13 protein-coding genes are annotated in these 19,468 nt (G+C 71.1%); 8 read left to right on the forward strand and 5 right to left on the reverse strand.

Features of this window, described 5'->3' with window-relative positions; genetic code table 11:
* Nucleotides 1–361 precede the first annotated feature (361 nt).
* Nucleotides 362–1,483 carry an ATP-grasp domain-containing protein gene (locus SSP29_RS29565; protein WP_089103892.1) on the forward strand — a complete coding sequence of 374 codons (1,122 nt, stop codon included), beginning with the start codon at nucleotides 362–364 and terminating at the stop codon, nucleotides 1,481–1,483.
* Between the two features lie 192 nt (nucleotides 1,484–1,675).
* A complete protein-coding gene (locus SSP29_RS29570) occupies nucleotides 1,676–3,355 on the forward strand; it encodes a carbohydrate binding domain-containing protein (RefSeq protein ID WP_089103893.1) in 1,680 nt (559 codons plus the stop codon).
* A 27-nt stretch (nucleotides 3,356–3,382) separates the two neighbouring features.
* Here the strand turns inward: SSP29_RS29570 and SSP29_RS29575 are convergent, their stop codons facing one another.
* The 5 genes from SSP29_RS29575 to SSP29_RS29595 form a co-directional block, all read right to left on the reverse strand.
* The gene (locus SSP29_RS29575; protein ID WP_089103894.1) at nucleotides 3,383–4,258 is read right to left on the reverse strand and encodes a sulfotransferase family protein; all 876 of its coding nucleotides are present in this window, start codon (nucleotides 4,256–4,258) and stop codon (nucleotides 3,383–3,385) included.
* A 191-nt stretch (nucleotides 4,259–4,449) separates the two neighbouring features.
* Complete coding sequence (locus SSP29_RS29580) at nucleotides 4,450–5,700, reverse strand: alpha-L-fucosidase (protein WP_089103895.1); 1,251 nt, start codon at nucleotides 5,698–5,700, stop codon at nucleotides 4,450–4,452.
* A gap of 4 nt (nucleotides 5,701–5,704) precedes the next feature.
* A complete protein-coding gene (locus SSP29_RS29585) occupies nucleotides 5,705–8,749 on the reverse strand; it encodes an alpha-mannosidase (RefSeq protein ID WP_089103896.1) in 3,045 nt (1,014 codons plus the stop codon).
* 46 nt (nucleotides 8,750–8,795) lie between these two features.
* On the reverse strand, nucleotides 8,796–10,136 hold the full coding sequence (locus tag SSP29_RS29590; RefSeq protein WP_089103897.1) for a 6-phospho-beta-glucosidase: 1,341 nt from the start codon (nucleotides 10,134–10,136) through the stop codon (nucleotides 8,796–8,798).
* Nucleotides 10,133–10,897, reverse strand: a complete 765-nt coding sequence (locus tag SSP29_RS29595; RefSeq protein WP_089103898.1) for a DeoR/GlpR family DNA-binding transcription regulator — start codon at nucleotides 10,895–10,897, stop codon at nucleotides 10,133–10,135. The genes SSP29_RS29590 and SSP29_RS29595 overlap by 4 nt, the downstream gene beginning before the upstream one ends.
* Nucleotides 10,898–11,025: 128 nt before the next feature.
* On the opposite strand from SSP29_RS29595, the gene SSP29_RS29600 reads away from it, so the two are divergent.
* The 6 genes from SSP29_RS29600 (at nucleotide 11,026) to SSP29_RS29625 (ending at nucleotide 19,424) form a co-directional block, all read left to right on the forward strand.
* Nucleotides 11,026–12,045, forward strand: a complete 1,020-nt coding sequence (locus tag SSP29_RS29600; RefSeq protein WP_089104126.1) for a carbohydrate kinase family protein — start codon at nucleotides 11,026–11,028, stop codon at nucleotides 12,043–12,045.
* Between the two features lie 146 nt (nucleotides 12,046–12,191).
* A complete protein-coding gene (locus tag SSP29_RS29605; protein WP_089103899.1) occupies nucleotides 12,192–13,469 on the forward strand; it encodes an ABC transporter substrate-binding protein in 1,278 nt (425 codons plus the stop codon).
* A gap of 34 nt (nucleotides 13,470–13,503) precedes the next feature.
* Entirely contained in the window at nucleotides 13,504–14,481 is a 978-nt protein-coding gene (locus SSP29_RS29610; protein WP_174856024.1) for a carbohydrate ABC transporter permease, read from the forward strand.
* Nucleotides 14,478–15,347: a carbohydrate ABC transporter permease gene (locus SSP29_RS29615; RefSeq protein ID WP_089103900.1), complete on the forward strand. Its 870-nt coding sequence runs from the start codon at nucleotides 14,478–14,480 to the stop codon at nucleotides 15,345–15,347. Before SSP29_RS29610 ends, SSP29_RS29615 begins: the two co-directional genes overlap by 4 nt.
* A 301-nt stretch (nucleotides 15,348–15,648) precedes the next feature.
* On the forward strand, nucleotides 15,649–16,455 hold the full coding sequence (locus SSP29_RS29620) for an alkaline phosphatase family protein (RefSeq protein ID WP_150135156.1): 807 nt from the start codon (nucleotides 15,649–15,651) through the stop codon (nucleotides 16,453–16,455).
* An 11-nt stretch (nucleotides 16,456–16,466) separates the two neighbouring features.
* The gene (locus SSP29_RS29625) at nucleotides 16,467–19,424 is read left to right on the forward strand and encodes a glycoside hydrolase family 2 TIM barrel-domain containing protein (RefSeq protein WP_089103901.1); all 2,958 of its coding nucleotides are present in this window, start codon (nucleotides 16,467–16,469) and stop codon (nucleotides 19,422–19,424) included.
* The last annotated feature ends 44 nt before the right edge of the window (nucleotides 19,425–19,468 follow it).

The raw sequence follows: 19,468 nt of genomic DNA on the forward strand, positions 1-19,468 counted from the left end.
TCCCCACCACAACACACTTCGGGGGCCGGGAACAAGACCACCTGTCCAACGGCCCGCCGGCCGTCACCCGGCCGGTCCCGAGCCGGTCCCGGGACGTTTTCGCACCGGCTCCCGGCCGGCTCCCGGCCGGTTCCGGGCCGTCAAGGAAACCGGCGCGGTCGGTGCAGGAAAACGCGCGTGGACAGTACGGGGAAATCCGTAACACTCGCGTTGCACGCGGGGCCCCTTGAAAGCCGTATGATCCCCCCAACACCACCGCCACGAACTTCCCTTCGTCCAGGGCGGTTTGGTGTCCCTCCAACCACCCTGCCCGGGCACGGGCCCGCTGACCCCTGCCCGAAAACCCCGAAAGGCGGCTTTAATGCGCTCTCGCGTACGCGTCTGGCTCAACCGCACGTACGCGGAGAACGTGTTCTTCATGGATCAGCTGCGGAGAAATCCCAGCGACCGGGCGGTCGAGATCCATGCGACGCACGGTGACGCCGACTCCCCCGTGCTGGCCGCCGCCGACACCGCCGACCTGGAGCCGGAGGGCCTGTCCCCGGCCGCCTACGTCGAGTACGCCCTCGACCAGTGCCAGCGCCGTGGCATCGATGTCTTCGTGCCCCGGCTGCACCAGTCGGCGATCGTGGCCCACCGGGCCGACTTCGAGTCGGTCGGCACGGCCCTGCTGGCGCCGACGCCCGAGGCGACCGCCGTCTTCGAGGACAAGGCGACCGCGTACGAGGCGGTGAGCTCGGTGGGCGTCCCGGTTCCGCCCTGGTCGCGGGTCCGCACGGCGGACGAACTCGTCGCCGCGGTCGAGGAGTTGGAGGCCGGCGGACACAGGGCCTGCTTCAAGCCGGCCGCCGGTGCGGGCGGCGTGGGTTTCCGGGTGATCACACGCGCCCCCTTCTCGCTCTTTCACCTCAGCGGGTTCCCGGGGCCGTACGTCCAGCTCGACCTGGTCGTGGACGCGCTGCGCCGCGCCGACCAGCCGGTGGACTGGCTGGTGATGCCGCGTCTTGAGGAGCCGGAGGTGTCGGTCGACTGCCTCACCGGGCCCGACAACCGGGTCCGGCTGGCGGTGGGCCGCACCAAGAAGGGCCGCCGGCGCGGGTTCACCCTCGACGAGCAGTGGCTGAAGCCGGCGCGGATCATCGCCGAGGGCTTCGGGCTGCACTACCTGTCCAACATCCAGTTCCGGATGTACGGCGACCAGCCCGTGCTGCTCGATGTCAACACGCGGCCGGCGGGCGGGTTGCACCAGCTGTCGCTCTGCGGGGTCAACGCGCCGTGGGCTGCCGTGCAGTTGGCGCTGGGCGAGGACCCCGGGGTGATCGAGCCGCCGTTCCTGGGGCAGGACTACGCGGTGGTTTCGGGGCCGCGGCACGTGCTGCCGAGCGGGCCGGTGGCACGGGAGGAGGCCGACGTGGTGTTGGCGCCGGCGATGCCCATGGAAGTGGAGTCTGTCGACGCTGCGGCTGCGGTGATGCCGCTCTAGCTTGTCGGCCGGGTGCGGCGCCGTCGTGGTTTCTCGCGCAGTTCCCCGCGCCCCTGGGTTTCTCAGCTCACCGGTATGGACCAATTCACGTTCGTCTTCTTGACAGGAGGATTGGTCCATACCAACTTTGTTGCGCACCTCCTTGCACCTTTGTGCAACTCCCGAACACCCCCATTCCTTCAGGGAGATCGCGTGCGCAACTCGCTCAGACGTTCCAGACGTCGGATATTCGCCCTGCTCGGGTCCGCCGCCCTCGCGCTCGCCGGGGCCATCGCGCTGCCCGGTACCGCGCAGGCGGCCAACATCCTCTCCAACCCCGGCTTCGAGTCGGGGAGCCTCTCCCCGTGGTCCTGCACCGGGAACCTCGGCTCGGTCGTGTCCTCCCCCGTGCACGGCGGCTCCAAGGCGCTCGCGGGGGCCGCGAGCGCCAGTGACACCGCCCAGTGCACGCAGACCGTCGCCGTGCAGCCCAACACGACGTACTCGCTGAGCGGCTGGGTCCGCGGCTCGTACGTCTATCTCGGGGTGACCGGCGGCGCCTCCACCTGGACGACTTCGGCGTCCCAGTACAGCCAGCTGACCGTCTCCTTCACCACCGGGGCCTCGCAGACCAGCGCCCAGATCTATGTCCACGGGTGGTACGCCCAGGGGACGTACTACGCCGACGACATCAGCCTCGACGGGCCCGGCGGCAGCTCCGACACGCAGGCGCCCACCGCGCCCACGAACCTCACCTCCACCGGGAAGACCTCGTCCAGCGTGTCGCTGTCGTGGTCGGCCTCGACGGACAACGTCGGGGTGACGGCGTACGACATCTACCGCGGGTCGACCCTGGCGACGAGCGTCTCCGGGACCTCCGGCACGGTGAGCGGGCTGGCGGCCAGTACGGCGTACACGTTCACGGTGAAGGCGCGGGACGCGGCCGGGAACGTGTCGGCCGCCTCCAACTCCGTGTCCGTGACCACGAGCGCGGGCAGCGGCGGCGGGACCGGCTTCAAGCAGGCCGCGCCCTACCTCTACGAGGGCTGGGGGGATCCGCCGAACCCGGCCACGGTGATGAGCGCGACCGGCATCAAGAACTTCACCATGGCCTTCGTGCTGGACTCCGGCGGCTGCACCCCGGCCTGGGACGGCAGCCGGGCGCTGACCGGCGGCGCCGACCAGACCGCGATCAACCAGATCCGGGCGGCCGGCGGCGACGTCACCCCGTCCTTCGGCGGCTGGCAGGGCAGCAAGCTCGGCGCCAACTGCTCCTCCGCGAGCGCGCTGGCGGGGGCGATCCAGAAGGTGATCGACGCCTACGGTCTCAAGTCGGTCGACATGGACATCGAGAACACCGACGAGTTCGAGAACGAGGCCGTGCAGGCGAAGATCCTGACCGCCCTGAAGACGGTCAAGGCCAACAACGCCGGCCTGAAGACGATCGTCACCTTCGGCACCTCCACCACCGGACCGACGTACTACGGCAACCGGCTGATCGAACAGGCTCAGTCGATCGGCGCGGACATCGACGTCTTCACGATCATGCCGTTCGACTTCGGCGGCGGCTCCGACATGTACGGCAACACCGTGGCCGCGGCCGAGGGGCTGAAGACCAAGCTGAAGTCCACGTTCGGCTGGGACGACGCGACGGCCTACGCGCACATCGGGATCTCCGGCATGAACGGCCTGTCCGACCAGCAGGAGAACACCACTCCGGCGATCTGGACGCAGATCCGTGACTGGGGGAACTCGCACCACATCGCCCGGCTCGCGTTCTGGGCGGCGAACCGGGACCGCGGCTGCGCGGGCGGCGGAGTGGTGAGCAACTGCTCCGGGATCAGCCAGAGCGACTGGCAGTTCACCTCGATCACGGCCGGCTTCACCGGCTGAGCATCGGGACCGACGGCGTGGGGATGCCTAGACCGGGTATCCCCACGCCTTCGCTATCTCCGCGAGCCGGGGCGGGAGTTCGGCGGTCGGGTCGGCCTGGCGGGCGGCCTGGATGCGGCCGGACTTGATCTCCTTGCTCCAGTCGCCGAGCTTCGGCTTGAACGTGCCGTGGTCCTGCTTGCCGTAGTCGAGCATGCCGCTCTCCCACGGAACGCCGAGGTATTCGCACAGGCCGCGGGTGACCCGCTCCGGGTCGGCGGTGAGGTCCTCGTACGTGATCACATGGGCGCCGGCGAGGCTCTGGCGGGCTTCTTCGAGCTTCTCCGCGTAGCCCAGGACCTCGGCGCGGATCGCCTCGTGGTCGGGTTCGGCGCGGCGGCTGGTCAGGGACTGGATGACGGCGCCGGGGTGGCGCAACAGCACGACGAAGCGGGCGTCGGGCCAACATCGGTGCAGCCGGGGCCAGATGAGGGTGTTCGGCGGGGTCTTGTCGACGATGACGTCCTTGCCGCTGCGGCTGAGCTCCAGGTGCAGCACCCGGTCCCACAGCACGTGCTCCAGCTCCTCGCGGTCGAGGGCGAGCTCCTTCATGGCGTCCGCGGTGAACTCCCGGGACATGCGGACGTGGACCGTGCGCAGGTGCATCTCGTGCGGGGCGCGGATGCGGCTGTGGCTGTTCAGCAGGACCCTCAGCAGGGTGGACCCGGAGCGCACCGACGACAGCACGAAGGCCGGGGACGCCACCAGGCGCGGGGCGAGCGGGGCCGTATAGCCGTCGCAGGCCTCCTGCGGCCGCGGGGCCGGGCGCTGGGTCGGGATGGCGTCCAGGGTCTTGCGCGGGGGGCTCACCGCCTGCGCCATGAGCCGGCCCCGGCGCTTGAGCCCCTTGGCGATCGCTGACATTCGCGGGTCTCGCACGGTGATGCCTTTCTGTCGTCCCTACCGTCCCGCATCCCAGGGGTTTCAGGCGAACTCAAGGTGTCCAAGAGGCGAACCAGCAGGGTCACGGCGACCGGAAAGACCGCCGTGACCTGCCTACTTACCGTTCTCTTAATTCTTCATATGAGAAATTCCGACTTAAGGCGTGAACCGCCTCAGAACCGGCCGGATCCGCGGTACAGCTCCAGTTCGCCGTCCAGTTCCACGGCGAGGACCGTGGCGTACGGGTCGAGGTCGGCCGCGGCCGGCGGGTCGATCCACAGCACGCCGACCGCCTCGTGCAGCCCGCCGGTCACCCGGTGGCCGAGTTCGGTGCCGGTGCCAAGGACGGTGATCCTGTTCACCTTGGTCGCCAGCCCCCGGACGCCGATCTCGGCGCGCGGGACGTCGAACAGGGTGAGGTAGAGGGTGCGCCGGTCGGCGGAGCGGGTGCTCGGGCCGTAGTGGTGCCCGGCCGGCAGGCCGCGCACGGTCCCGTACACCGCCGCCGCGTGCCGGCGGATCCACTCCCCCAGCCCTTCGAGCCGCTCGACCTGCGGCTGCGGGATGGTGCCGTCCTCCATGGGGCCGACGTCGAGCAGCAGGTTGCCGCCGCCCCCGATGGTCTCGGTGAAGTAGCGGATCAGCTGGGCGAGGGACTTGTGGTTGTGGTCGTGGTGCTGGTACCCCCACGAGTCGTTGATCGTCAGGCACAGTTCCCAGGGGCCGTCCGGCGGCACGACGGGGGCGCCCTGCTCGGGCGTCGCGTAGTCGCCCTCGCCGAGCATGCGCGCGTTGAAGACGACGTCCGGGACGTACGACCTGATGAGCGCGGCGAGTTCGGGGATCCGCCACTGCTCCTCGCTGCGGTCCCACTCCCCGTCGAACCACAGCAGGTCCGGCCGGTAGCGGGAGGCCAGCTCCCGTATCTGGCCGTCGCGGTAGGCGATGAAGCGTTCCCAGGCGTCGAGGTCCTCGTACTCGGCCGCGACTTCCGAGTAACGGTTGTCCTCCAGCTCCGGGGGGCGGCCCGGCTTGCGTGTGGAGGCGTAGTCGGGGTGGTTCCAGTCGGAGTGCGAGTAGTAGAGGCCGACCTTGAGGCCCTGCTCGCGCAGCGCCTCGGCGTAGGGGCCGAGGTAGTCCCGGCCGAGGTTGAGGTCGCCGTACGCGGTGTCCCACAGGGCCACACCGTCGTGGTGACGGCTCGTCAGCACGGCGTACTTCGCGCCGGCGCGGGCGAACAGGTCCGCCCACGCCTTCGGGTCGTACCGGGCGCCGGTGAAGCGGTCCAGCTGGGACATGTACCGCTCGTGCGGCACGATGTCGTCGTAGAAGGACCAGGATTCCTGGACCCCGTCGACGGCGTAGATGCCCCAGTGCACGAAGATCCCCAGCTTGGCGTCGGCGAACCAGGGTTGCATGGCCATCCGGTCAGCTCCTCTGCAACCGGAGGGTGAGGATCTGGAAGGGGCGCAGTTCGACGGAGACGCTGTCGCCGTCGGCGGTGGCGTCCTCCAGGGGGCGCTCAAGGAGGTCGGTCACCTGGGCGCCGGCCAGCGGGAAGCCGGTGCGCAGGACGCCCTGGGCGCGGCCGCCCCGGGACTCGTAGAGCCGGACCACGACATCGCCGGAGGCGTCGTCGGCGAGCTTGACCGCCTCGACGGTCACGCCCGCGCCGTCCACCGAGACGACCGGCCGCGGCTCGCCCGCCGCGTCGGCCACCCGGAGCGGGAGGTTGAGGGCGTAGCCCGCCGCGACCGCGTCCTCGATGCTCGCGCCCGGGAGCAGGGAGTAGGTGATGCGGTGGCGGCCCTGGTCGGCGCCCGGGTCCGGGACGCGCGGGGCGCGCACCAGGGAGAGGCGGACCGTGGTGGTCGTACCGCCGTCCTCGCGGACCGTGCGGGAGACGTCGTGGCCGTAGGTCGAGTCGTTGACGACGGCGACGCCGTAGCCGGGCTCGGCGAGGTGCACCCAGCGGTGGCCGGAGACCTCGAAGCGGGCCGCCTCCCACGTGGTGTTGGTGTGCGTGGGCCGCTGCACGTGGCCGAACTGGATCTCGGCGGAGGAGTGCGCGGCGCGGATGTCCACCGGGAAGCCGGCCTTGAGGAACTTCTCGGCCTCGTGCCAGTCGATGTCCGTCTCGAAGTCGATCCGGGGGCTGCCGGCCCGGACGGTGACCGTCTGGGTGATCGTCGAGCCGTTGCCGAACGGACGCGTGATGCGGACCGAGCCGAGCAGCGGGTCCGCGTCGGCGACCGTGATCTCCGAGGGGTCGAGCAGGTCCGTGTAGCGGTTCTTGTAGTGCTTGTCGACGTCCCAGGCGTCCCAGTAGTTCGGGAGGTCGGTGTGCAGCCGGAGCAGGTTGCCCTGGCCGGCGAGGACCTCGCGGTTCGCCCGGTGGTCGTACACGGACGACAGGGTGCCGTCCGCGGCGATCTCCACCCGGACCAGTCCGTTGTCGATGACCCGGCCGTCGACGGTCACCGGCTGCGGGGCCTCGGCGGCGCCCGTCAGCGGCGCGCTGCCGCTCGCCGGGACCTCGACGTAGACCGGGGTGCCCGCGGCGTCCCGGACGACCTCGGCGCGGTCGTAGGGGCTGGTGTTGAAGACGCGGGCGGTGCCGCCGCCCAGCGCGGTGACCGCCTCGGTGGTCAGCGTCTCCAGCTCCGCGGCGACGCGGGCGTACTCGGCCTCGGCCTCGCGGTGCACCCAGGCGATGGAGGAGCCGGGCAGGATGTCGTGGAACTGGTGGAGCAGGACCGTCTTCCAGAGCCGGTCGAGCTTCTCGTGCGGGTAGCGGTAGCCGGGCGCGTGCAGCGCGGCCGTCGTGGCCCACAGCTCGGCCTCGCGCAGCTTGTGCTCGCTGCGCCGGTTGCCCTGCTTGGTGCGGGCCTGCGAGGTGTAGGTGGCGCGGTGCAGCTCCAGGTAGAGCTCGCCGACCCAGACCGGGGCGTCCTCGTACTCGGCGCGGGCCTTGGCGAAGAACGCGTCCGGGTGCTCGACCTCGACGCGCGGGGAGCCCTCCAGGTCCTTCAGGCGGCGGGCCCGCTCCATGATCTCGCGGGTGGGGCCGCCACCGCCGTCGCCCCAGCCGAAGGGGGCCAGCGAGCGGGTGGCGCCGCCCTTCTCGGCGTAGTTGCGGACCGCGCGGGACATCTCCTCGCCGCTGAAGCGGGCGTTGTAGGTGTCGACGGGCGGGAAGTGCGTGAAGATGCGGGTGCCGTCGATGCCCTCCCACCAGAAGGTGTGGTGGGGGAACTTGTTGGTCTGGTTCCAGGAGATCTTCTGGGTGAGGAACCACTCGTTGCCGGCCAGCTTGGCGAGCTGCGGGTAGGCCGCGTTGTAGCCGAAGGAGTCGGGCAGCCAGACGCCCTTGGTCTCGATGCCGAAGTTCTCGATGAAGAACCGCTTGCCGTGGATGAACTGGCGGGCGACCGCCTCGCCGCCGGGCAGGTTGCCGTCGGCCTCCACCCACATGCCGCCGACCGGCGCCCACTGGCCCTTCTTGACCGACTCCTGGATCCGGGCCCAGACCTGCGGGTAGTTGTCGCGCACCCACTCGTACTGCTGGGCCTGCGAGCAGGCGAAGACGAACTCCTCGTACTCCTCTGCAAGGGAGGTGACGTTGGAGAAGGTCCGGGAGGTCTTGCGCTTGGTCTCGCGGATCGGCCAGAGCCAGGCCGAGTCGATGTGCGCGTGGCCGACGCCGGAGATGCGGTGGGCGCTGGCGTGCGCGGGCTTGGCCAGCGCCGGCTGCAGGGCGGCCCGGACGTCCGCGGCCGACCCGGAGATGTCGTCCAGGTCCAGCAGGTCCATCGCGTGGTCGAGGGCGTGCATGATCTCGTGGCGGCGCGGGTCGTGCTCGCCGAGCTCCAGCATCAGCTCCTTCAGCACCTGGACGTCGAGGTCGAGGTGCCAGACCTCCTCGTCGAGGACGGCGATGTCGGCGCGCCTGAAGATGTAGAGCGGCTTGTCGCCGGCCGTCAGCACGTCGCCCAGGAGCGTGGGCTCGGCGAAGTCGTTGGCGAGGATGTCCGGGTTGGAGGCGGCCTCGACGAGGTAGTCGATCACCTCGCCGCCGGTCGCCGGGTTCGCGATCCGTACGTACTGGTTGAGCGGGTTGACCGCCTTCAGCGGGGTCCCGTCGGTGAGGTGGACCAGGGCCTCGGCCTGGTTGCCCGGCCAGTCGCCCGTGAAGCCGAGATCGATGACCGCCTCGACGCGGCGGCCCGCGAACTCCGCGGGCACCTGGCCGCGCATCCGGAACCAGGTGGTGCCCCAGGGCGGGCCCCACGGGGTGTCCATGGCGAACGGCTCGTAGGCGGCGGCCGCGGCCTCCTCGAAGGGCACCGGCTCCCCCGGGGCCTGCCAGGCGGACACCTCGAAGGGGACGGTGGCCGCGTAGATCGCGGGCTTGATGCGCTGGTTGTGGAGGCGCTCTACGCGCTCCTCGATCCGGCGGCGTTCGTCGTGCATGGGAAGTCTCCAGAAGAGGTTCGGAAAGCGCTTTCCGGGCGGCTGGTCACTTAAGATACGCGAGGCCCGGGTGGACCTCGGTGTACCCCTCCACCAGCCGTCGGGCCACGTTCACCGAGTCGACCAGCGGGTGCAGCGCGAACGCCTTCACGGCCGTCGTACGGGAGCCGGACTCGGCGGCGGCGAGCACCTCGCGCTCGACCGCCTTGACCGCGCAGACGAGGCCGGTGGCGTGGTCGGGCAGCGGGGCGACGGCGACCGGGTGGGCGCCGTTGGCGTCGACCAGGCAGGGCACCTCGATGACGGCCTCGCCGTCGAGCACCGAGAGGGTGCCGCGGTTGCGCACGTTGAGGATCAGGGTGGTGCGCTCGTCGCGGGCGATGGCCCGCATCAGGGCCAGGGCGACCTTCTCGTAGCCGCCGGACAGGTCGTCGGCGTCGCGTTCGCCGGCGCCGGCCGTCTCCCGGTTCTCGGACATGTAGGTGGCCTCGCGCTCGGCGCGGGTGCGGTCCCAGACGTCCAGGGCCTTCGCACCCGGCTCGGCGACCGCCTCGTAGAAGTGCGCCTGCTGGTCGCGCAGGAAGGCACCGCGGGTCTTCTCGGCCTGCTGGTAGGCGCGGACGGCCTCGCGGTTGAAGTAGTAGTAGTGCAGGTATTCGTTGGGGATGGCGCCGAGGGACTGGAGCCAGTCGACCCCGAAGAGCTTGCCCTCCTCGAAGGAGCCGAGCAGGTCGGGGTCGGCGAGCAGGCGCGGGAGCTCGTCGCGTCCGGCGATGTGCAGGCCGCGGACCCAGCCGAGGTGGTTGAGGCCGACGTAGTCGATCCAGGCCTCGCGCGGGTTCGCCGCGCCGAGCACCCGGGCGATCCGGCGGCCGAGGCCGACCGGGGAGTCGCAGATGCCGATGACGCGGTCGCCGAGGTGCCGGGACATGGCCTCGGTGACCAGGCCCGCGGGGTTGGTGAAGTTGATGACCCAGGCGTCGGGGGCGAGCCGGGCCACCCGCCGGGCGATGTCGACGGCGACGGGCACGGTCCGCAGCCCGTAGGCGATGCCTCCGGCGCCGACCGTCTCCTGGCCGAGGACGCCCTGCGCCAGGGCCACCCGCTCGTCCTCCGCCCTGCCCTCCAGGCCGCCGACCCGGATCGCCGAGAAGACGAAGTCGGCGCCGCGCAGGGCCTCGTCCAGGTCGGTCGTGGCGGTCACGGCGGGGGCGTCGGGGACGGCGGCCGCCTGTTCGGCCAGGACCCGGGCGACCGCGGACAGCCGGCCCGCGTCGAGATCGTGCAGCACGACCTCGGTGACCCGCCCCTCGGCCCGGTCCGTCAGCAGTGCGCCGTACACGAGCGGCACGCGGAACCCGCCGCCGCCCAGAATCGTCAGTTTCACGCTTGAGCCTTTCCTGCCAGGACCACCTCGACACCGGCCTCCTCCAGGGCGGCTCGGGTCGCCGGATCCACCGGCGCGTTGGTCACCACCATGTCCAGGTCCCCGGGACCGCAGACCTTCGCCATGCCCGTGCCCGGGAACTTGGCGGCGTCGGCGAGCAGCACGACCTTGTCGCTCGCCCCGATCATGGCGCGCTTGACCGGCACCTCCACGACCGTCGTGTCCATCACCTGCCCGCCGGGGCGCACTCCGCTGGTCCCGAGGAACAGCCAGTCGGCGTGCAGCTGGCGCAGGTTGTCCTCGGTGAGGAAACCGACCAGGGAGCGGTACTCGCGGCGGAGCATGCCGCCGAGCAGCACCAGCTCGATGCCCTCGTCGTCGGCGAGCTCCTCGTAGACCACCAGGTTGCTGGTGATCACGGTGAGCCGGCGGCCGTGCAGCTGGCGGGCGAGCCGGAACGCGGTGGTGCCGATGTCGAGCAGCACCGACTGGCCGTCCTTGACCAGCGCCGCCGCGCACGCGGCTATCGCGTCCTTCTCGGCCACCCGCACCTCGGCCACCTCGGCGAAGGGCTCGTCGCCCTCCTCCACGACCGCGCCGCCGTGGACACGTGTGAGCAGCCCGTCCTCCTCCAGCTTGACCAGGTCGCGCCGGATCGTGGCCGGGCTCACGTCCAGCTGCTCGGAGAGGTCGGTCACAGAGGCGGGGCCACCGGCGCGCAGGGCCCGCAGGATGAGTTGGTGTCGTCGTTCTGCCAGCACGTGGCGAACACTACTCGTCATCTTCAATCAAATCCATGCTCAGTTCTGCTCGGGTATTGACCAATCTCGCAGAGCGGCGCACGATTCCGACCATCGAAATTGACGAGTTTTGACGAGAGGGTGTGCGCGTGGACGACGACAGGCCCGATGTGCTGCTGACCGGGCTGCTCTTCTACGACCTCGTCCTCACGGGGCTGGGAAAGGCTCCGACACCGGGCGAGGAGATCTGGACGGCCGGCATGGGCTGCGGCCCCGGCGGCATCGCGAACCTCGCGGTGGCCGCGGCCCGCTTCGGTCTGCGCACCTCGCTGGCCACGGTCTTCGGGGACGACTTCTACGGCGAGTACTGCCGGGACGTCCTGTGCGACCAGGAGGACATCGACCTCTCGCTCTCCCGCACCGCGGACGGCTGGCCCACCCCCGTCACCGTCTCGCTCGCCGCCGGCCACGACCGGGCCCTCGTCACCCACGGCCAGGAACCCCCGTACTCGCAGGACGCCCTGATGGGCGACCCGCCCGAGGCGCGCACGGCGCTCGTGCACATCGAGGCCGAGCCGCGCGAGTGGATCGCCAAGGCCGCCGCGAACGGCACCCACGTCTACGCCGACGTCGGCTGGGACCCCACCCAGGAGTGGTCCCGCGACCTCCTCGACCAGCTCGCCCTGTGCCACGCCTTCCTCCCGAACGAGACCGAGGCGATGGCCTACACCCGCACCGACAGCGCGGTCGCGGCGCTCGGCACGCTCGCGGAGCTGGTGCCGGTGGCGGTCGTCACCCGGGGCGGGGACGGCGCGGTGGCCGTCGACCAGACCACCGGCGAGTACGCCGACGTCCCGGCCCTCCCCGTCGACGTCCTGGACGCCACCGGGGCCGGGGACGTCTTCGGGGCGAGCTTCGTCGCGGCCTCCCTCGGCGGCTGGCCGCTGGCGGAACGGCTGCGGTTCGCGGTCCTCGCGGCCGGCCTGTCGGTCCAGCACCACGGCGGCGCCCTCGCGGCCCCCGGCTGGTACGGCGTCGACCGCTGGTGGCACTCACTGACCGACCCCGGCCTGAAGAAGACCTACGGCTTCCTCGCCGACCGCCTGCCGGCGGACGTGGGCCCCCCGGTGCACCACGCCCCGGTCACCCCGCCCGCCCGGCCGCACTGACCCGCACCCGCACATACCTGCCCGGCCGCACCGACCCGCACCCGCACCCGCACCCGCACCCGCACGCAGCCCAACGCCCCACAGCCCCCACGATCCACAGCACCAACGCCCCTCAGTACCACGAACAGGAACAACAGGAGTGACCCGTGGACCTTTCACGTAGAGGCTTCCTCCAGGCCGCCGCGCTCACCGCGGCCGCGTCCGGCCTGACCGTCGCATGCGGCGGCTCCGGCTCGGGCGGCACCAAGAACGGCAAGAACCTCACCCTGTGGTACTGGGGCGGTGCGCTCAGCGACAAGGTGGTCGCGGAGGCGAAAACCCACTTCAGCAGCGCGGTCACGCTGACCGCCTCGTCCATCGGCGGCGACTTCAAGCAGAAGCTCACCACCACCCTCGCCGCGGGCGGCTCCTCCGTGCCCGACATCACCGGCATCAAGGGCGAGGACATCGCGTCCTTCCTGCCCAACGCCTCCCGCTTCCTCGACCTGAACGACCTGGGCTTCAAGAAGCTCTCCTCGCAGTACCTGGGCTGGAAGACCAAGCTCGCCCAGACCTCCGACGGCAAGCAGATCGGCTTCCCGATCGACATCGGCCCCACCGCGCTCTTCTACCGCGAGGACCTGTTCGCCAAGGCCGGGCTGCCCACCGACCCTGCCAAGGTCGCGGCCCTGGCCACGACGTGGGAGGACTACTTCACGCTCGGCACGGAGCTGAAGAAGAAGGTCTCCGGCACCTTCCTGGTCAACAACATCGGCTCGGTGTTCTCCATGGCCGTCGGCCAGGGCACCGAGCGGTTCATCGACAAGAACAACCACTTCATCGGCGACCAGGACCACATCCGCACCGCGTGGACCACCGCGGTCCGGCCCTACACGCTGGGCCTCGACGCCAAGATCAACGACAACAGCTGGAACGCCGCCATCGGCAAGAGCCTGACCACCGAGCTCGGCGCGGCCTGGCACGCCCTGGACATCGAGCAGGCGGCTCCGGCCACCAAGGGCAAGTGGCGGGTGTGCGCGATGCCCGGCGGACCGGCCAACCAGGGCGGCTCCTACCTGGCCCTGCCCAAGCAGTGCCGGAACCCCGAGGAAGCCTTCAAGATCATCAGCTGGATCCTCAGCCCCGCCAACGACGCCCGCGGCTTCACCGACGCCGCCATCTTCCCGGCCGCCCCGGCCGCGTACGCCATGCCGGCCATGACGGGCCCGGACGCCTTCTTCGGCGGGCAGAAGATCATCGAGGTCTTCGGCCCGGCCGCCAAGGCCATACCGGACAGCTACGAGGCGCCGGCCGACGCGGCCGTCATGGCCCCGTACATGACGGAGCTGACCAACATCGAGGCCAAGGGCAAGAAGCCCGACGACGCCTGGAACGACGCGGTCAGCCAGGCCAAGCAGATCGCCCGGCGGCAGGGGGTGAGCTGAGGTGACGTCACCTCCGGTCACCGGTCCCGCCGCGGTGCCCCGGCACCGCGGCGGGCCGGGCCCGGCCCGGTTCCGCCCGCGGCGCGCCACGCCCGCCGGCACCACCGTCCGGCCCAGGCGGCGCGGGCCGCTGTCGTACTGGCGGCAGTACCTGGCGATCTCGCCCTTCTACCTGATCTTCGCCGTCTTCTCCTTCTTCCCCGTCTTCTACTCGCTGTACCTGGCCTTCCAGCGCTGGGACGGCCTCGGCGACATGCAGTTCGTGGGCCTGCAGCAGTTCACGTTCCTGTGGGACGACCCGGTCTTCTGGCTGTCGATCCGCAACACCCTGGTGATCTGGGTGCTGTCCACCGTGCCCACCCTCTTCGGCGCCCTGGCGCTGGCGACGCTGCTGCACTCGGTGCGCCGCTTCAAGGGCTTCTACCGCATCGCCCTCTACCTGCCGAACGTCACCTCGATCGTCGCAGTGGCGATCTTCTTCGGCGCGGTGTTCAGCAACAACTTCGGCCTGGTCAACGCGATCCTGGGCACGGTCGGCATCTCACCGGTGCCGTGGCTGAGCAACCCGTGGCTGATCAAGGTGGTCATCTCGCTGCTGATGACCTGGATGTGGACCGGCTACAACATGATCATCTACCTGGCCGGTCTCCAGGCGATCCCCACCTCGATCTACGAGGCGGCGAAGGTGGACGGCGCCGGCCCGGTCCGCACGTTCTTCCAGATCACCGTCCCGATCATGCGGCCGATCATCCTGTTCACCGTCATCATCTCGACGATCAACGGTCTGCAGAGCTTCAGCGAACCCCAGGTCCTGTTCGCCAGCAACGCCGCCAACGCGAACCTCGGCGGCCCGGGACAGGCCGGTCTGACCACGCTGCTGTACTTCTACCAGTCGGCCTTCCTCAACAACGACTACGGCTACGGCGCGGCCATCGTGTGGGCCTTCTTCCTGCTGATCATCGTCCTCGTCGCCGTCAACTGGCGCATCACCCAACGAGGGAGGAAGCCGTGACCACAGCCGACCCGACACGGCCGGCCCCGCGCGCGAGGCGGCTGCGCCGCCCCAAGGGCCTGACCGCGCACATCGTCCTCATGGCGGCCGTCCTGCTCTCGGTCTTCCCGTTCCTGTGGACGATCATCATGGCCACCAACACCACCCAGGACATCTACAAGAGCCCGCCGAAGTTCACCTTCGGCTCCCACCTGCTGGAGAACATCCGGCACGTGCTGAACACCATCGACTTCTTCGGGTCGATGCTCAACACGATCGTCGTCGCGACCGTCACCACCGTCCTGGTGCTGTTCATCGACTCGCTGGCGGCCTTCACCTTCGCCAAGTTCGACTTCCCCGGGCGCAAGGTGCTCTTCGGCACGCTGCTGCTGTTCATGATGCTGCCGCTGCAGCTGGCGATCCTGCCGCAGTTCATCCTCATGTCGAACATCGGCTGGGTCGGCATGCTCAAGGCGCTGATCCCGCCCGCCCTGGCCAACGCCTTCGGCATCTTCTGGCTGCGCCAGTACATCGAGAACGGCGTGCCCGACGAACTCCTCGACGCCGCGCGCATCGACGGCGCCGGGTTCTTCCGCCAGTACTGGAACATCGCGCTGCCGATGATCAGGCCCGCGCTGTCCTTCCTCGCCATCTACGCCTTCGTCGGGGCCTGGAACGACTACGTCTGGCCGCTCATCGTGCTCACCAACCCCGACCACGTGACCCTCCAGGTGGAGCTGGCCCAGCTCAACGTCGGCCACACCACCGACTACAGCATGGTCATGGCCGGTGTGCTCATGGCGTCCCTCCCGCTGGTGCTGGTCTTCGCCGTCTTCGCCCGCGGCTTCATCGCGGGCGCCACCGAAGGCGCGGTACAGGGCACCTGACCCGCGCGGGCCGGTCCGGCCCGCGCGGCACGCGCGAGACAGAGGAGGGGTCCGGTGACCGATACCGACGCCGACGCCGAGCGGACGCAGTCGCCGGAGGGTGCGGGGCCCTCCGCCCGTCTGCCGTTCACCCGGCGCCGTGCCGTGCCCCCGGGCCGGGACGGCGCCCCGCGCAGCAAGGTGCTCGTGGTCGGCATGGACGGGCTGCGTCACGACCGGCTGCCCCTCCCCCAGCCTTCGGCCGGGGGGACCCCCCGTCTCGCTTCGCTCGGGTGCCCACGCGCCCGTCCTGCACGGCCTCATGACCGCGGGCGCCCACGGCACCAGCCTGCTGCCGTACGGCGAGGCGGACGGCCAGGCCGAGGACGGGCCGTCCAGCAGCATGGCCTACACCGACTCCGGCCCCGGCTGGTCGAGCGTGCTGACCGGGGTGTGGCCCGACCGGCACGGGGTCACCGGCAACGACTTCGCCGGCGCCGACTACACCCGCCACCCCGACTTCCTCAGCCGCGCGGCCACCGCCCGTCCCGGTCTGCGCACCGCGGCCGTGGTGTCCTGGCCGGAGCTGGTCCACCGCGGCACCCTCGGTCCCGCCATCGGGCGGCGGGTCCATTACGACGGCGAGACCGACGGCTACGCGACCGCGGACGACCTTGTCGCCCGCACCGCCGTCCGCTGGCTCACCGAGCACGACCCGGACCTGGTGTTCGTGTACTTCGGCGCCACCGACGAGGCCGGTCACGCCACCGGCCCGCTCTCCCCCGCCTACGACCAGGCCCTCCGCACCCAGGACGCCCATCTCGGGCGGCTGCTCGCGGCGATCGCCGCCCGGCGCTCCGGCGAGCGGTGGACCGTACTGGTCACCACCGACCACGGGCACCTCGACACCGGCGGCCACGGCGGCGACACGCGTGCCGAACGGGAGGTCTTCGTGATCCTCGCCGAACCCGGCGCGCCCGCCGGCACCCTGCTCGACACCCCCCGCCTCATCGACATCGCCCCGACCGTCCTGGACCGGCTCGGCATCCCCGTCGACCCCGCCTGGGGCTGGGCAGGACGCGTCCTGCCCAGGCCCGCCGCCCCGTCACCCACGTCAGCAGAAAAGTGAGCCACCCGCCGATGAACGGTCCGTCGATCCCCGGGCCCCGGCCCGCCGATCCCCTGATCGCCCTCCGCCCCTGGGAGGCACCCGAGGTGACCTCCTGGGGACGGCTCCCCATGAACGCCGTCGACCGGCGCACCGGAGCACTCCCCCTGGACGGCGACTGGCGCTTCCGGTTGCTGCCGGCTCCGGACGCGCCGGTCGGCGGCTCCTGGTCCACGGCGCACGTCCCCGGCACCTGGACGATGCAGGACACCGACGACCTGCCGCAGTACACGAACGTCACCATGCCGTTCCGCGAGTTCCCGCCGGACTCCCCCGCGGCCAACCCGACCGGGGTCCACGAGCGGGAGCTGGACGTCCCCGCCGAGTGGGCCGGGCGGCGGATCGTGCTCCAGGTGGGCGCGGCGGAGAGCGTGCTCCTCGTACACGTCGACGGCCGGCCGGTGGGCGTCTCCAAGGACTCCCACCTGGCGGCCGAGTTCGACCTGACCGGGTTCGTCCGCCCCGGCGGGCGGTCGGTCCTGCGGCTCACCGTCGTCAAGTGGTCGGACGCCTCGCACATCGAGGACCAGGACCAGTGGTGGCACGGCGGGATCACCCGGTCCGTGCTCCTGTACGCCACCGATCCCCTGTATCTCGCGGACCTGACCGTACGGGCGCGGCGGGACGGCGAGTTGCGGGTGGACTGCCAGGTGCGGAACGCGGCGGGCGACCGGGCGCTGCCCGGCGGCTGGTACGTCACCGGCGAGCTCGACGGCGAACCGCTCGCGCAGGACGCCGAGTTCGACCGGCTCAACACCGAGGACGACCGGGTCTCCGACTTCCTCGGCGAGGCCCGCATCCACGCCGTCGTGTCCGACGTGCGCACCTGGAACGCGGAGCAGCCCGAGCTGTACGGGCTGACCGTCCGGCTGCACCGCGCGGACGGCACGGTCGCCGACACGTCGTACCACCGCGTCGGCTTCCGGGACGTCGAGATCGTCGGCCGGGATCTCCTCGTCAACGGCGAGCGGGTCTTCGTCCGGGGCGTGAACCGGCACGACTTCCACCCGCTGACCGGGCGGACGGTGTCGTACGACGACATGCGCGCGGACCTGGTGGTGCTGAAGCGGTTCGGGTTCAACGCGATCCGCACCTCCCACTACCCGAACGACCCGGCCCTGTACGACCTCGCCGACGAACTCGGCTTCTACGTCGTCGACGAGGCGGACATCGAGTCCCACGACCACGCCCACGAGATCGCCGACGACCCGCGCCACCTGAACGCCTTCGTGGACCGGGTCTCGCGCATGGTGCTGCGCGACAAGAACCACCCCTGCGTCATCATCTGGTCGCTGGGCAACGAGTCCGACTACGGGGCGAACCACGACGCGGCGGCCGGCTGGGTGCGGCGGCACGACCCGACCCGGCCCCTCCAGTACGAAGGGGCGGCCAAGCGCGGCTGGGCGGACCCGGACGTGGCCTCCGACATCGCCTGCCCGATGTACGCACCGCTGGAGGACTGCGTCGCCCACGCCCTGTCCGGGGAGCAGACCAAGCCGCTGATCCAGTGCGAGTACTCCCACGCGATGGGCAACAGCAACGGCACGCTGGCCGACCACTGGGCCGCCATCGAGTCAACTCCGGGGCTTCAGGGCGGGTTCATCTGGGAGTTCTGGGACCACGGAATTCTCCAGCGGGTGAGCGACGGAAGACCGGTCGGGCGCGCGGGCGCCGGACTGTACGACAACGGTGTCACCGCGCCCGGCCACCGCTGGGCGTACGGCGGCGACTTCGGCGAGGCCCTGCACGACGGGGCGTTCGTCGCGGACGGGATCGTCTTCCCCGACCGCACCCCCAAGCCCGCGATGTACGAGCACCGGGAGATCGCGGCCCCGGTCCGCATCCGGTGCTTCCGGCACGAGGGCATCGTGCTCGCCAACCACCAGCACTTCCGGGGCTTCGACTGGCTGACGGGCACCTGGGAGCTGGCGCTGGCCGACGGCCGTACCCTGACCGGTCCGGCCGAGCTGCCCGAGCTGTGCCCCGGCGAGACGGCGGCCGTACCGCTGCCGTTCGAGGTGCCGGCGGACGGCGGTGAGGCGTGGCTGACGCTGCGGGTGACGGTCGCCGAGGGCCAGGCGTGGGCGCCGGCCGGTACGGAGGTCTGCGCGCCGCAGATCAGGCTCCGGGCCGCGGACCCGCTCGGGCCGCCGGTGCCGGCGGGCCCGGCCGTCGAGGTGGACGGCGAGGGGCTGCTGCTGCATCCGCTGCTGACGGCCGCGCCGGCGCTGTCGCTGTGGCGGGCGCCCACCGACAACGACGAGCTGGGCGGGATGGCGGTGCGCTGGCGGGCCTGGGGCCTGGACCAGCTGGTGCGCAAGGTGGTCTCGGTTCGCCGGAACGGCGACGGGGTGACCGTGCTCGCGGAGTACGCAGGCACGGTCGGAGTCGTACGCCACCGGCAGGAGTTCACGCCGGTCGAGGGCGGTGTCCGGGTCGACGAGTCGGCCGAGCTGCCGGAGGAGTTCGCGGACGTGGCCCGGGTCGGCTCGGTCTTCGAGACGGTGGCCGGGCTCGATCTGCTGGAGTGGTTCGGTCAGGGTCCCTGGGAGTCGTACCCGGACCGTGCCGCCGGAGCCCCGGTCGGCCACCATTCGCTCCCCGTGGACGAGTTGTTCACCCCCTACCTGCGGCCCCAGGAGAGCGGTGGCCGGCACGGCGTACGGCGGTTCACGCTGTCCGCGCCGGACGCCACCGGACTCGCGGTCGAGCTGGACGGGCCCCGCCAGGTCTCCGTCAGCCGCTACCGCGCCGAGGACCTCACCGCCGTCACGCACCACGACGAACTCGTGCCGCGGGCCGGCTGCGTGGTCCACATCGACGCCGCGCACCGGGGCCTCGGTACGGCGTCGTGCGGTCCCGACACCTTCCCCTCCTACCTCGTCGCACCGGGCCTCCACCGCTGGAGCTGGACCCTGCGCGTCCTGTGAGAACCATCTGCCGAGATCCGTCTGCCGAGATCCCCCCACGCCCT

Source organism: Streptomyces hyaluromycini, from assembly GCF_002217755.1.
Classification (GTDB): Bacteria; Actinomycetota; Actinomycetes; order Streptomycetales; family Streptomycetaceae; genus Streptomyces; species Streptomyces hyaluromycini.

Coding starts and splice junctions, on each gene's coding strand:
- SSP29_RS29580 (WP_089103895.1), bottom strand. CDS start 5,700: ATGGCCATGCAACCCTGGTTCGCCGACGCCAAGCTGGGGATCTTCGTG.
- SSP29_RS29585 (WP_089103896.1), bottom strand. CDS start 8,749: ATGCACGACGAACGCCGCCGGATCGAGGAGCGCGTAGAGCGCCTCCAC.
- SSP29_RS29565 (WP_089103892.1), top strand. CDS start 362: ATGCGCTCTCGCGTACGCGTCTGGCTCAACCGCACGTACGCGGAGAAC.
- SSP29_RS29620 (WP_150135156.1), top strand. CDS start 15,649: ATGACCGCGGGCGCCCACGGCACCAGCCTGCTGCCGTACGGCGAGGCG.
- SSP29_RS29625 (WP_089103901.1), top strand. CDS start 16,467: ATGAACGGTCCGTCGATCCCCGGGCCCCGGCCCGCCGATCCCCTGATC.
- SSP29_RS29575 (WP_089103894.1), bottom strand. CDS start 4,258: ATGTCAGCGATCGCCAAGGGGCTCAAGCGCCGGGGCCGGCTCATGGCG.